Here is a 12,445-nt window from a genome sequence, read left to right as displayed (position 1 = left end):
GACGGCGCGGCGCCGGTGGGGCGGGCGGTGGACGCGTGGGGGGCGGAGGCCGCGGGCGGCACGCCGGCCGGGGCCCCGGCCCCGCTGTGGAGCACCCCGGTCACCGGCGTGACGGTGGGCCACCGGCTGTCCCTGCTCGGCGCCACTCCGGTGTGGTGGGGCGCGGGTGTGGAGGCGGTCGGCTACGACGGGGCGAGCGGAGGCCGGGCTTGGTCCTCCCGGTCGGACGTCCAGTGCGTCCAGGTGCAGGACGGCGTGCTGTACGGGACGTCCGGGCGGCTCGCGAACCTGCTGCGGCTGGACGGCGGGGGCCGGGTCCGGCAGGGTCCGCTCGCGGTGCCCGCCGACCAGCGCGACGCGGCGGCGATGAGCCTGCGGGTCTTCGGCGCGGACGACCGGACGGTGGTGCTCGCCCGGCAGACCTCCGTCACCGGCGGCGGGACGGTGGCCGGGGTCGATCCGGACAGCGGGGCGGTGCGCTGGCAGCAGGAGATCGGCCGGAGCATGGCGGTCGCCACAGCCCGCAGCGACGAGCCGCTGCTCGACGGTTCCGGCAGTTCGATGGGCCTGGTGGCCGACGGCCGCTGCTACTACGAGGACGGCGCGGCCCTGCACGCGGTGGACCTGCGCACCGGCGAGTCCCGCTGGCAGGCCACCGGCGTCACCCCGGACACCGGGACGCCCTCCCGGCTGCTGCGCACCGGCGACCTGCTGCTCGTGGTCCGCGGGACCGCGGTGGCCGCCCTGGACCCCGCGACCGGGCAGCGGCGCTGGACGGCGCCCGCCGTCCCGCAGGCGGTCTTCGGCTGCGCGCTCGGGGCCGGGCGGCTGCTGCTCTCCGGGAGCCGGGGCACGGCGTACTGCCTGGACGTCGGCACCGGCAAGGGGCTGTGGCACACCACCGTGCGGGCCGCGGACCCGGGCGGGACGGGGATGGACTTCCAGGCGCCGTCGGCGGGCGACGGCTTCTTCGCCGTGCCGCTGCTGGACGGGTCGTCCGCGGCGGCCGTGCTGGACCAGGCGGGCGGCGCGGTCCGCTGGGTGGCCCGGGCGCCCTCCGACGAGGGCCGGTGGACCACCGCGGCCGACGGCGCGACGCTGTACTGCGCCTCGGCGACCACGCTGCGCGCGTTCCGGGCGGGTGCGGCGTGAGCGTGCGGCGGATCGGCCCGTACCGGGTGCTGCGGCGGCTCGGCGCGGGCGGCATGGGCGACGTCCACCTGGCCGTCACCGACAGCGGGCGCCCCGTCGCGGTGAAGACCGTGCAGCGGCAGTACGCGGCCGACGCCGAGTTCCGGCGCCGGTTCGCCCAGGAGGTGGCGGCGGCCCGGGCGGTCAACGGGGCCTACACGGTGGCGGTGGTGGACGCCGACACCGATGCCGAACTGCCTTGGCTGGCGACCGAGTTCGTCGTCGGGCCGTCGCTGCACGAGGCGGTGTCCCGGCACCGTCCGCTCGCCGGTCCTGCCCTGCAGGTGCTGGGGGCGGGGCTGGTGGAGGCGCTCGCCGCGATCCACCGCGCCCGGATCATCCACCGCGACCTGAAGCCCTCGAACATCCTGGTCACCCGGGACGGCCCGCGGGTCATCGACTTCGGGATCAGCAAGCCGACCCTCGACGCGGTGCCCACCGCGAGCGGCGAGATCATCGGCACGCCCGGGTTCATGTCCCCCGAGCACGCGGCGGGCGGGGAGCTCACCCCGGCCAGCGACCTGTTCTCCCTCGGCGCCGTGCTGGCCTTCGCCGCCACCGGCCGCCCGCCGTTCGGCCACGGGCCGTCCGCGGTGCTGATCTACCGGGCCGCCGAGGAGCCGCCGGACCTCGACGGGGTGCCGCCGGAACTGCTCGGGCTGCTGCTGCGCTGCCTGCACCGCGACCCGGCCGGGCGGCCCGCCCCGGCCGAACTCGCCGAGGCGTTCCGGTACGGCCCGGCGGTCGGCACCGGTTGGACGGCCGGCGCCGGCTGGCTCGGCGGGGCGGACCGGACGGTGCGCCGGCACGAGCGGGACCTGGCCCGGGTGCTGAAGGACCCGAACGGCACCCGGCGCCGCCTGCTCGTCCTCGGCACGGCCCTGCTCGGCACCGCCGCCACCGCGGGCGCCGCCCGGGCGCTGTGGCCCGGCCCGGACGCCGGGGCGCCCCCGAAGAGCTGGTCGGTCGCGCTCCCCCGCCCCGGCATGGCCCCGCTCGGCTGCGGCCCGCAGGCGGTGGTCTGCGCGGACGGCACCGGCCTGGTCGGCTACGCCCGCGCCGACGGGCGGACGCTGTGGAGCAGCACCGCGGCCGCCGGTTCCCACCCGGTGGGCGACGGCGACCGGGTGTGGACCGTGGACGCGGACGGCGCCGTGCGGGCCCGCGACGCCCGGGACGGCCGGACGCTCTGGCGCTCGGCCGACCCCGTCCCGGGCGCGCAGTCCATCGCCCTGCCGGTCCCCGGCCTGCTGCTGGTCACCGGCCCGGACGGCGCTCCGCACGGCTACGACGCCGACCGCGGCGACCGGCTGTGGACCGGCCCGGCGCAGGGCACCTCCTACCGCCCCCAGGGCTCGGCCGCGGCCGACCTGCTGGTGCTGACCCTGCTCGCCGGGTTGGAGCAGAGCGCGAGCCGGATGTTCCGCTTCGCCGCCCTCGACCGCGCGACCGGCCGGCAGCTCTGGTCCCTCGACGCCCAGGACCTGTACGTGCCGCCGACCGGCGACCGGCTGTACGCCCTGACCCGGGAGCTGGAGCTCGCCGCGCTGGACGGCCGGGACGGCACCGCCCGCTGGACCCGGCCCACCGGCCTGCCCCCGGCCGCCGCGACCTCGGCCACCGGCTCCTACCTGGGTTCGCTGGACCTCCACCAGGACGTGGTCACCTGCCTGCCGCCCGGCAGCGCGGCGGTCCCGGACGGGCAGGTCGCCACGGCGGCCCTCGACGCCGCCGGGGGCACCCGGCTCTGGGGCGGCCCGCGCCCCGGCTACCTCAGCGGGAGCGCGGCCGCCGCCGGAACCCTGGTGCTGGGCGGGCCGCAGGGCGCGTCCGGCACCGAACTGCGCACCGGGCGCACCACCTGGACCCGGCGCTCCCCCGGTGGCGCCACCGTCCGGGGCGCCGCCGGGGGGCTGGTCCTGCTCACCGCGCCCGCCGCCGACGGCGGGACCACCCTGCAGGCGCTCGGCGCGGCCGACGGCGCCCCCCGGTGGCGGCAGTCCTTCGCCCGGCAGCCGGGCGAACCGCAGGTCCTGCTCCAGGACACGGCCCTGCTGGTCGGCTACGGGAGCACGCTGACCGCCTACCACCTGCCCGCCGGCTGACCCGCCGTCGAGTCGAAAGGTCCACCACGCCATGGCCGATTTCCAGGACGCCCCGCCGACCCGGCCGCTGCCGCCGGGCCCGCCCGCGACCCTCCCGCTGCTGCCCACGCCCGGGGCCCCGCCGCCTCCCACCACCCGGCCGCTGCCGCCCCCCGCGGCCACCCGCGTCCTGCCGGAGCAGCCCACCCCGGCCACCCTCCCCGACCCGGCGGACCTGCGCCCGGCCGGTCCCGCCCGGCGCTGGACCTGGCTGCTCGGCGGCCTGGCCGCCGGGGCCGGCGCCGTGGCCCTCGCCCTGAGCCTGCTGGCCCACCTGACCGACCCGGCGCCGTCCGCCGCGGCCTCCGCCGCGCCGTCCACCGCGACGTCCGCCGTCGGCGGGTCGTCCTCGCCCGCCCCGACCGCCCCGAGCACCGCCCCCGCGCTCTACACCGAACTGGCCGACGGCTGCGCGCTGCTGCGCCCGGAGACGGTCGAGCGCTACGCCAAGGGCGCCACCTGCACGGCGTCACCGGCCGTCGGCGGGACGGTCTCGGCGCGCGGCACCTGGACGGGCGGGAGCGGCTACGCCACGGTGGAGGTCGGCGTGCTGCTGTCCCCGCAGGCGGGGAGCGTCTACCAGCAGACGGTGACCATCGACCGGACCAGCGCGTCCGGCGCCGGCGGGAAGATCACCGGCGACCGGACCGTCCCCGGACTCGGAGACCGGGCGACGGTGCTGCACGTCGCCTACGGCAACTTCGGCCGGGTCACCCTGACGGCGCTCCGGGGCAACGCGCTGGTCACGGTCGGCTACTCGGCGGCGGCCGGCTCCGGCCCGTCCGCCGAGGGCGCGCCGGACCCCGCCGAGGCCGCCGCCGTCGCCTTCGCCCAGGACGCGCTGGGCACGCTCACCGCTCCCTGAGCACCCGGTAGCGCAGGTAGCGGGCCCCCGCGGCGAGGGGGCGGGACTCGACGGGTTCGAGGTCCCTGCGCCGTCCGTCCCGGGGGAAGAGCGGGGTGCCGCCGCCGAGGAGGACGGGGTACGTCCGCAGCCGGTACTCGTCGATCAGGTCCAGTCCGGCCGCCTGGGCGGCGAGGTCGGCGCCGCCGATCGCGATGTCGCCGTCCCCCGGCTCGGCCCGCAGCCGGGCGACCTCGTCGGCGAGCGTGCCGGAGGCCAGCCGGGCGTTGCCGCGCACCGCCGGGAGGGTCCGGGAGAAGACCACCTTCCGGAGCCCGCGCCAGAGCTCGGCGAACTCCCGGGTGGAGAAGCCGAGTTGCGGATCCTGCTCGTTGTCCTCCCAGTACAGCATCGCCTCGTACAGCCGCCTGCCGAGCAGGTGGACGCCGACCCTGCGGACCTCGTCGGTGGCGAGCCGGAAGACCTCCTCGTCGGGTGGCGCCCAGCCGAGGCCGCCGTCCGGGTCGGTGATGTAGCCGTCGAGCGAGACTGTCATCGAACAGGTCACGTCGTGCATCGGGAGCCCTCCTCGGTACCGGGCTCCGACGGTACGCCCACCGGAGCCCGGTGGCGCCCGGGAACCGGCAGCCGGCAGCCGGCAGCGGGCAGCCGGCGGGAGCGTCGTCGACGCCGGCCTCGAACGCCACGCCCGTTCAAGCGCTGCGCAGCGGGTCCGGCGCGGCGGGGCCCCGGCTCAGGGCGAGCAGGGCCGTGTCGTCGTCGGTGCCGCCGGCGAAGTCGTGGGCGTCCTGCTGCAGCCGGTCCACCAGGGCCTGCGGGGACAGTCCGGCGCAGGCGGCCAGCCGGTCCGGGAGCGGGTAGAACGCGCCGTCGCGGTCGCGGGCCTCGCTGATCCCGTCGGTGTACAGCAGCAGGGTGTCGCCGGGGTGCAGCAGGGTGGCGGGGGCCGGTGCGGGGCCGGCCGCGGGGGTGCGCAGGCCGAGCGGGAGGCCGGGCGGGGCGGGGAGTTCGCGGACCGCGGTGCCGCGCAGCAGCAGGGCGGCGGGGTGGCCGCAGGAGAGGCCGCGGGCGGTGCCGTCGGGCGCGGCCTCCAGGAGGAACGCGGTGACGAAGGACTCCGGGTCGGTGAGGTGGCGGCGCAGGCTGGCGTCGAGCCGGTCGGCGAGGGCGTCCAGGGTGGGCGCGTCCAGGACGGCCTCGTGGAAGGCGCCGAGCACGACGGCGGCGGTGGCCACCGCGTCCAGGCCCTTGCCGCGGACGTCGCCGATCAGCGCGCGCAGTCCGGCCGGGGTGTCCGCGACGGCGTAGAGGTCCCCGCCGATCCGGGCGTAGCGGGCGGCGGCCCGGTAGTTGGCGGCGGCCCGGAACCCGCCGACGGTGGCCGGGACGGGGCGCAGCACGGCGCGCTGGGCGGTCTCGGCGACGGTGGCGACGCTGACCAGGCGGGCCGCGGAGCGTTCGTGGCGGCGGACCACGAAGCAGCCGAGCGCGGCGATGCCGAGGATCACCAGGGTGGTGCCGACGGCGGCGCCGGTGCGCCCGGGGTCGGAGAGGGTGAACGCCCAGCGGGTGGCGACCGCGAGGAACGCGGAGGCGAGGATCGCGGGCGGTCCGAAGGCGAGCGCGACGACCGCGGGCACCGCGACCAGCACGGAGGGCAGGTGCCAGCCGTCGGTGCCGTACTGGAGGCCCACCACGAGCCCGTACAGCAGGACGGCGGCGGCCAGCGCCACCGCGCGGGTGACCGGGGCGCCGTCCGGGTCTCCGCCCCCGGGGCGGCCGTCGGTGTGCCCGCTCCCGGACGGTGGCGGCTGCGGCGGGCGGGTCAGGAGACGGCCTCGACGGGGCGGGCGCGCTGGCGGCGCCGGAGCAGCCGGGTGGCGAGGGTGACCGCGGACATCACCAGGGCGGCCCGGAACGCGGTGGCCGCGCCGCGGACCTCCGGGTCGGAGGTGATCGGTGCGGTGGCCTTGAGGGTGGCCGTGTCGATGACGACCGGGAAGAGTCCGAGCGAGCACACCGCCAGGGGGTGTGCGGCCGTCCGGAGGACGCCGCCCGGCACCGGGTCGACCGGGGAGAACAGCAGCGTGGTCCGGAGCGGGCCGCGCAGGCCGCCCTTCAGGGACGTGCCCGGGAGCAGCCGGGCGGCCGGCAGGAACGCCGCTGCCGGGGCCGCCCGGGCCGTCAGTGCGCCCTTCACCCGTTCCATCGGCTCCGACCTCTCGCTCGGCGTGCCCCGGAACCGGGTCGCCCGTCCCGTGGCCCGGCGCTCACCGCCGGTGTGCACAGGATCGCCCGGTCGCCGCGCGCCCGCTCCCCGGCGGCCGGGGCGGGGGCGCGGCGCGGCGACCGGGGCGGCTACGGGTGGGCGGGGGTGGCCACGGGTGGCCGGGCGCGGTGCGGGCCGCGGCGGCGGAGGTCGGTGCCGGTGCGGCCGGGGCCGGGGAGGAGGGCGAAGGCGATCAGGAACATCAGGGTGGCGGCGATCGAGTCCAGCCAGTAGTGGTTGGCCGTGCCGACGATCACCGTCAGGGTGATCAGCGGGTGCAGCAGCCACAGCCAGCGCCAGCGCGAGCGGGTGGCCGCGATCAGGCCGATCGCCACCATCAGGGCCCAGCCGAAGTGCAGCGAGGGCATCGCGGCGTACTGGTTGGAGAGGTGGTCGGTGGTCGGCGGGCCGTAGACCGAGGGGCCGTAGAGCCGGCCGGTGTCGAGCAGTCCGCTGGCGGTGAGCATCCGCGGCGGGGCCAGCGGGAAGACGAAGGGCAGCACCAGCGCGGCCGAGGTGACGGCGGCCAGCACCCGGCGGGCCCACAGGTAGTGGGCGGGTCTGCACAGGTAGAGCCAGACCAGGAAGAGCCCGGTCGCCGGGAAGTGGACGGTCGCGTAGTAGGCGTTCGCCGCCTGGACGACGGTGTGGTCGTGCAGCAGCAGGGACTGCACGGCCCCCTCGCCGGGGAGGCGGACGGCGCGTTCCAGGTCCCAGACCCGGTCCGCGTTGTGGAAGGCGGCCTCGGTGTGGCCGATGGCCAGTCTCCGGCCGAATTTGTAGACCGTGAACAGTCCGAGGACGAGCAGGAGTTCCCGGAGCAGCCGGGGCCTGGGTATGTCCGCGGCGGGTGTCGTGGCGGGTTCCGTCCGAGCGGGCAACCCTTCCCCCCTTACTGGCGGACCGCGCTCGGGGACCGCCCGCGAGTGCCGATACGCCGACGTATCGATACGGGCGCGTATCGATACGTTTCGGTAGTGTACAGACGCCCGCCACCGTGCCGACACCATGGGGGAAGCCGTGACGCGACCGCCCGACCAGGACGCGGAACCGACCACCGCCCCGGCCCGTTCGAAGATCAGTTCCGAGCGGGAGCGGGAGTTCTTCGAGGCGGTGCTCGACGAGGTCCGCAACCACGGCTACCAGGCCGTCACCATGGAGGGCGTGGCCGCCCGCACCCGGTGCGGCAAGTCCACCCTCTACCGGCACTGGGGCAGCAAGGCCCGGTTCGTCGCGGCCGCCCTGCGCGCCGACCGGCAGCCGCGCTGCGCGGGGATCGACACCGGCTCGCTGGCCGGCGACCTGCGCCTGGCGGCCGCGGTCACCGGGGCCTGGTCGGACCAGGACACCGGCCTGCTGCAGGCGCTCGGCTACGCCGTGATGACCGACAGCGACCTGCGGGACGCGGTGCGCGAGACGGTGGTGGCCCCCGAGGTCGCGGCGCTGGAGGCGGTGCTGCGGCGCGGGGTGGAGCGCGGCGAGGTCCCGGCCGACCACCCGGCCCTCGCCTTCGTCCCGAGCATGCTCTTCGGGGTGACCCGGATCCGCCCGCTGATCGAGGGCCGGCCCGCCGACGCGGACTACCTGACCCGCTACGTGGAGTCCGCCGTCCTGCCCGCGCTCGGCCTGGCCTGACCGGCAGCTGCGGCCTGACCGGCGGCCCCCGGCTCGCTCGACGGCTCCGGCCCGGGCGGCGGCCCCGGTCGGACCCGCCGTCAGGGGGCGGGGCGCGGGGCCGGGGCGGCCTCGGGGCCGTTGCGGCGGGTGCCCCAGCCGGGGCGCAGGCAGGTCGCGGTGGCGTACCAGCGCACCGGGCGGAGCACCGCCCGGGACCGGGCGAGCGCCAGCGGGGTCAGCGCCCAGGTGCCCAACTGCGAGCGGAGCGACTGGTCGGAGCGGCGCACGGTGAGGTACCGCAGGGTCTGGCCGGCGACGACCAGCAGCGGCGCGGCCGGCAGGGCCGGCGGCAGCGGCGCCCGGCGTGCAGCGAGCGGGACAGCGCGTAGAAGGTGAGCACGGGTGACGCGGCGATCCCTCGACCCTGCGACGGGAGGCCCCGCGACGGGGCCGCTCCGCGACGGAGCGTCAGAACATGCCGTTGGGGTTGCGCGACTCCTCGGGCACCTGCTGCATGACGTCCCAGTGCTCGACGATCCGGCCGTCCTCCAGCCGGAAGACGTCGACGATCGCGGTCGCCGGGCCGCCCGGCACCCGGACGCCCCGGACGTGGGCGACCACGTGGTCGCCCTCGGCGAAGATCCGCTTCACCTCGGACCGCAGGTGCGGGAAGTCCGCCCGGAGCGTGTCGACGAACTCCCGCAGGCCCTCCGCCCCGTCGGCGATCCGCGGGTTGTGCTGGACGTAGCGGTCGCCGAGCAGGGCGACGGCGGCCGCGTGGTCCTTGTCGTCGATCGCGGCCCGGTAGAAGGCCAGGACCGTCCGCTTGTTCTCTTCCAGCCGTGCGTCCGACACGTCTCCCCCTCATGAGTGAACAGCTGTAGCGCTACGACTGTAAGGCAATGGCGGGCCCGATACAATCACCCGTCGTGGAAGCAGCGGACCCCGTGGAAACCCCGACGCCGAGCAGCCGGCCCGCCCGCGGGCGCAACCCCCGGGGCCAGGGCGAACGCCTGCGCGCGGAGGTCGTCGCGGCGACGCTGCGGATGCTCGACGGGCTCGGCGACGACCAGGCGCTCTCGCTGCGGGCCGTCGCCCGGGAGGTCGGGGTGGCCGCGACCTCGGTCTACCTGCACTTCCCCGACCGGGACGCGCTGGTCCTGGCCGCGCTGGAGCACTGCCACCGGACCCTGCTGGACGCCCTGCGGGAGGCCGAGGCGGCCGCCGGCGACCCGGTGGCCCGGCTGCGCGGCCGGGTCCTGGTCCTCGGGGCGTGGGCGCACGAGCACCCCGGGCTCTACCGGGTGCTGCACGCGAGCGCCCTCAACCAGCACGCCGCGGCGCCCTTCCAGGAGGAGCTGGGGCGCGCCACCACCGCGGCCGTGCGGGCCTGCATGGACGCCGGGCTGGCCGCCCCGGACGACGCCGCCGCCGTCGCGCTGGACCTGCGGGCCGCCGTGCACGGGGCGGTCTCGATGCGGGTCGACCGGCCCGACCTGGCCTGGCCCCCGCTGGCGGAGCAGGTCGACCGCTTCCTGCACAAGCTGGTGGGCACCCCCGCCCCGGCCGCCGGGGGGCGGCCCACCGGGGACTGACCCGAACCGGCGGGCAGTGGCCGACGGCCGGTCAGTCGACCCCCGGGCCGGCCGCCGGCCCGGCTGCGGAGTGTCCGGCTGGGGCCCTGACCGCCGCCGGCGCCACCGCGCGACCCGGGACCGGCGGCCGCTCCCGGCGGGGGCGGCCGGACGCGGGGCCCGCGGGGTCAGTCCGAGGGCTCGACGGCCAGCTGGACGCGCTCCTGGTAGAAGGCGATCAGGCCCGCGAGCGCCTCCATCCCCGGCAGCGGTTCGGGGTAGGACCAGGCGACGGCCTCGCCGCCGTCCGGAGCGAGCGCGTAGTGCACGGCGGCGCCCTTGTAGGGGCAGTACGTGCTCTCCCACGAGGGGACGAGCAGCCCGCGGTGGACGTCCTCGGGCGGCAGGTAGTAGCGGACGGGGTGGTGGCCCTCCAGGACGACGACCGGACGGCGGCTGTCGGCGAGCAGCAGCCCGCCGGACCTGACCGTGACGCGGCCCCGGCCCTGCTCCAGCAGGATCCCGCCGGGGGCGGCCTGAGCGGCGGGAGTGCCCGTGGGGAGCGGTCGCAGGTCAGCCACGGGACACCGCCGCGCTCGGGCTGCCGTCGACCGCGGCGCCGTCGGCGGACGGCCCGGCCGGCGGCGGTGTCGGCGGCGCCGGCGCCGTACTGCGGGACTCCGCGATCCGGGCCCACAGCGCGACCGCGGCTCCGACGCCGCACAGCGCCGCGGCCACGAGCACGGCGCGGTCGGTGCCGGCGGCGAGGGCGTAGCGCGGCCCGCGGTCCGAGGTGGCCTGGCCGGCCACGGCGAGCGTCACGGCGACGCCGAGTGCGGAGCCGAGGTAGCGGGCCGTGTTGTTGGCGCCCGACCCCATCGCCGCCCGGTCCGCCGGGACGCTGCTGACCGCGAGGCGGGCGAGCGCCGCGTTCAGGACTCCGCTGCCGATGCCGGCGAGGACGAGCCCCGGGGCGAAGTGGACCCAGGAGCCGTCCGGCCGCATCCCGAAGAGGGCGGCCTCGCCGATCCCGCAGAGCAGCAGCGAACCGGCCACCTGGGTCGTCGCGGGGACCCGGCCGGCCAGCCTGCGGGCCTGGAGGGCGGAGACCACCGACAGGCCGGACCAGATCGCCAGCACGAGTGACGCCGTCAGCGGGGACTCCCCCAGCGCCTTCTGCAGGGCCATCGGCAGGTAGCTCATCAGGCCGACGATGGCGAGGCCGGTGAAGAGGGCCCCGCTGCTGGAGGCGACGAAGCCGGGGCTGCGGAACAGGGCGAGGTCCAGCATGGGTTCGGCGACCCGGGCCTCCGCCAGCACGAAGAGCAGGAGCAGCACCACCCCGAGTCCGAGCAGGAGCAGCACCGGGGTGCGGCCCCAGCCGTGCCTGCCCTCGGCGAGGCCGGCGATGAGGCAGGACGCGCCGGCGGCGAGGGTGAGCACGCCGAGCAGGTCGATCCTGCGCGGCCGGTCGTTGCGGGACTCCTCCAGGCCGAGGGCGGTCAGCACCACCAGGAGGAGGGAGAGCGCGGAGAGCACCCAGTAGACCGTCCGCCAGCCGCCGGCCCGTTCCAGCAGGGCGGCGTAGATCGGGCCGGCGGCGATGCCGAGGCCGACCGAGGCGCCCCACATGCCGAGGGCCCGGACCCGTCCGGGACCGGGCGGGTACACGTGGCCGATCAGGCCGAGCGTGGGGGCGAGGATCGCGGCGGCCGCGCAGCCCTGGAGGACCCGCCCGGCCAGGAACACGGCCGGACCGGGCGCCGCCGCGGAGAGGGCGGTGGAGACCAGCAGCAGGACGGCCCCGGCGCCGAACACCCGCTTGCGGCCGTAGTCGTCGGCGGCGCTGCCCATGGTGAGCAGCAGCGCGGCCAGGCCGACCAGGGTGCCGGTGAGGACCCAGGTCTGGGCGGAGGACCCGAGACCGAGGTCGGCCGCGGTGGGCGACAGGGTGGTCAGCGGGGAGGTGTAGTCGATCAGGACGAGGAGCGTGCCGAAGGCGGCGATCAGCAGGGTGGTGGCGGGGCGGCGGGCTGCGGGAGGCGGGCTGGGATTCATGGCCGTCCTCGGCTGGGAGGGGCAGGGTCAGGTCTGTTCATTGAACCTGAACGAATCTATCACGCCGGGTTCGGTGAAGGAACCTTGGGCTAGACTGGGCCGCATGGCGCTGGGAACCGACTACGCACAGCAGGACTGCTCACTCGCGCGCGCCCTGGAGGTGGTCGGCGAGCGCTGGAGCATGCTGATCGTCCGTGACGCCTTCTACGGCGTGCACCGGTTCAACGACTTCCTCGCCCACCTCGACATCCCGCGCGCCGTGCTGACCTCACGGCTCCAGGCGCTGGTGGCCTCGGGCGTCCTGCACAAGGAGCCCTACCAGCGCTCCCCCGTGCGGTACGGCTACTTCCTGACCGACGCCGGCCTCGAACTCTGGGAGCCGATCTACGGGCTGGCCCAGTGGGGCGAGCGGAACGCCTCGACCGGCGGGCCGCGGACCCTCTTCGGCCACACCGCCTGCGGCACCCGGCTGGACCGGACGGGCCACTGCCCCTCCTGCGACCGCCCGGTCCCGCCCGCGGACATCACGATGCGGCCCGGCCCCGGCACCGACGAGCGGCTCCGGCGGGACCCGATCTCGCTCGCCCTGGCCAGGCCGCACCGGCTGCTGACCCCGGTCTCCTCCGACGGCTGACCCAGCGGCGCCGCCCCCCCCCGGGGACCCCGCCGGGCCGGCCAGCGAGCCGCGCCCCCACCGCCCGCCACAGGGACCACCACATGGGGGGAG

General features: G+C 77.4%; 13 protein-coding genes and 1 pseudogene. 6 read left to right on the top strand and 8 right to left on the bottom strand.

What is annotated here, in order from left to right; translation table 11 throughout:
- The 3 genes from ACWEO5_RS35500 to ACWEO5_RS35490 form a co-directional block, all read left to right on the top strand.
- Nucleotides 1-1,152, top strand: a 1,152-nt coding sequence (locus ACWEO5_RS35500; RefSeq protein ID WP_452166239.1) for an outer membrane protein assembly factor BamB family protein, incomplete at its 5' end; no start/stop codon positions are given.
- On the top strand, nt 1,149-3,296 hold the full coding sequence (locus ACWEO5_RS35495) for a protein kinase domain-containing protein (RefSeq protein WP_452166238.1): 2,148 nt from the start codon (nt 1,149-1,151) through the stop codon (nt 3,294-3,296). The genes ACWEO5_RS35500 and ACWEO5_RS35495, both read left to right, overlap by 4 nt.
- 31 nt (nt 3,297-3,327) lie before the next feature.
- Entirely contained in the window at nt 3,328-4,200 is an 873-nt protein-coding gene (locus ACWEO5_RS35490; protein ID WP_452166237.1) for a hypothetical protein, read from the top strand.
- Here the strand turns inward: ACWEO5_RS35490 and ACWEO5_RS35485 are convergent.
- The 4 genes from ACWEO5_RS35485 to ACWEO5_RS35470 form a co-directional block, all read right to left on the bottom strand.
- Nucleotides 4,187-4,756, bottom strand: a complete 570-nt coding sequence (locus tag ACWEO5_RS35485) for a dihydrofolate reductase family protein (protein ID WP_452166236.1) — start codon at nt 4,754-4,756, stop codon at nt 4,187-4,189. The genes ACWEO5_RS35490 and ACWEO5_RS35485 overlap by 14 nt on opposite strands.
- A gap of 136 nt (nt 4,757-4,892) precedes the next feature.
- Nucleotides 4,893-5,933 (bottom strand): PP2C family protein-serine/threonine phosphatase, encoded by a 1,041-nt coding sequence (locus ACWEO5_RS35480; protein WP_452166235.1) that lies wholly within the window; start codon nt 5,931-5,933, stop codon nt 4,893-4,895.
- Between the two features lie 92 nt (nt 5,934-6,025).
- Nucleotides 6,026-6,409: a phage holin family protein gene (locus tag ACWEO5_RS35475; protein ID WP_452166234.1), complete on the bottom strand. Its 384-nt coding sequence runs from the start codon at nt 6,407-6,409 to the stop codon at nt 6,026-6,028.
- A 149-nt stretch (nt 6,410-6,558) separates the two neighbouring features.
- Nucleotides 6,559-7,350, bottom strand: coding sequence for a phosphatase PAP2 family protein (locus ACWEO5_RS35470; RefSeq protein WP_452166233.1), 792 nt, complete (start codon nt 7,348-7,350; stop codon nt 6,559-6,561).
- Nucleotides 7,351-7,489: 139 nt separating this feature from the next.
- Between ACWEO5_RS35470 and ACWEO5_RS35465 the strand changes: the two genes are divergently transcribed.
- Nucleotides 7,490-8,104, top strand: a complete 615-nt coding sequence (locus tag ACWEO5_RS35465) for a TetR/AcrR family transcriptional regulator (RefSeq protein ID WP_452166232.1) — start codon at nt 7,490-7,492, stop codon at nt 8,102-8,104.
- A gap of 80 nt (nt 8,105-8,184) precedes the next feature.
- Here ACWEO5_RS35465 and ACWEO5_RS35460 read toward each other — a convergent pair whose 3' ends face one another.
- Together ACWEO5_RS35460 and ACWEO5_RS35455 are read right to left on the bottom strand one after the other, a co-directional pair.
- Complete coding sequence (locus tag ACWEO5_RS35460; protein WP_452166231.1) at nt 8,185-8,373, bottom strand: hypothetical protein; 189 nt, start codon at nt 8,371-8,373, stop codon at nt 8,185-8,187.
- Between the two features lie 181 nt (nt 8,374-8,554).
- Nucleotides 8,555-8,941 (bottom strand): nuclear transport factor 2 family protein, encoded by a 387-nt coding sequence (locus ACWEO5_RS35455; protein ID WP_452166230.1) that lies wholly within the window; start codon nt 8,939-8,941, stop codon nt 8,555-8,557.
- Nucleotides 8,942-9,015: 74 nt separating this feature from the next.
- Between ACWEO5_RS35455 and ACWEO5_RS35450 the strand changes: the two genes are divergently transcribed.
- Entirely contained in the window at nt 9,016-9,681 is a 666-nt protein-coding gene (locus tag ACWEO5_RS35450) for a TetR/AcrR family transcriptional regulator (protein ID WP_452166229.1), read from the top strand.
- 167 nt (nt 9,682-9,848) lie between these two features.
- Here the strand turns inward: ACWEO5_RS35450 and ACWEO5_RS35445 are convergent, their stop codons facing one another.
- Nucleotides 9,849-10,241 carry a DUF427 domain-containing protein gene (locus ACWEO5_RS35445; protein WP_452166228.1) on the bottom strand — a complete coding sequence of 131 codons (393 nt, stop codon included), beginning with the start codon at nt 10,239-10,241 and terminating at the stop codon, nt 9,849-9,851.
- Nucleotides 10,234-11,727: pseudogene (locus ACWEO5_RS35440) on the bottom strand (MFS transporter); the annotation flags it as partial. The gene ACWEO5_RS35445 and the pseudogene ACWEO5_RS35440, both read right to left, overlap by 8 nt.
- Before the next feature lie 94 nt (nt 11,728-11,821).
- Here ACWEO5_RS35440 and ACWEO5_RS35435 point away from each other — a divergent pair.
- Complete coding sequence (locus ACWEO5_RS35435; protein WP_344550513.1) at nt 11,822-12,352, top strand: winged helix-turn-helix transcriptional regulator; 531 nt, start codon at nt 11,822-11,824, stop codon at nt 12,350-12,352.
- Nucleotides 12,353-12,445 lie beyond the last annotated feature (93 nt).

The sequence above is a fragment of the Kitasatospora sp. NPDC004272 genome, assembly GCF_053603035.1.
This window is presented reverse-complemented; position numbering and strand designations above follow the sequence as displayed.

What these genes read in the sequence shown, in the direction of transcription:
- ACWEO5_RS35490 (WP_452166237.1), top strand. Translation starts at nt 3,328, where the DNA reads ATGGCCGATTTCCAGGACGCCCCGCCGACCCGGCCGCTGCCGCCGGGC.
- ACWEO5_RS35435 (WP_344550513.1), top strand. Translation starts at nt 11,822, where the DNA reads ATGGCGCTGGGAACCGACTACGCACAGCAGGACTGCTCACTCGCGCGC.
- ACWEO5_RS35485 (WP_452166236.1), bottom strand. Translation starts at nt 4,756, where the DNA reads ATGCACGACGTGACCTGTTCGATGACAGTCTCGCTCGACGGCTACATC.
- ACWEO5_RS35475 (WP_452166234.1), bottom strand. Translation starts at nt 6,409, where the DNA reads ATGGAACGGGTGAAGGGCGCACTGACGGCCCGGGCGGCCCCGGCAGCG.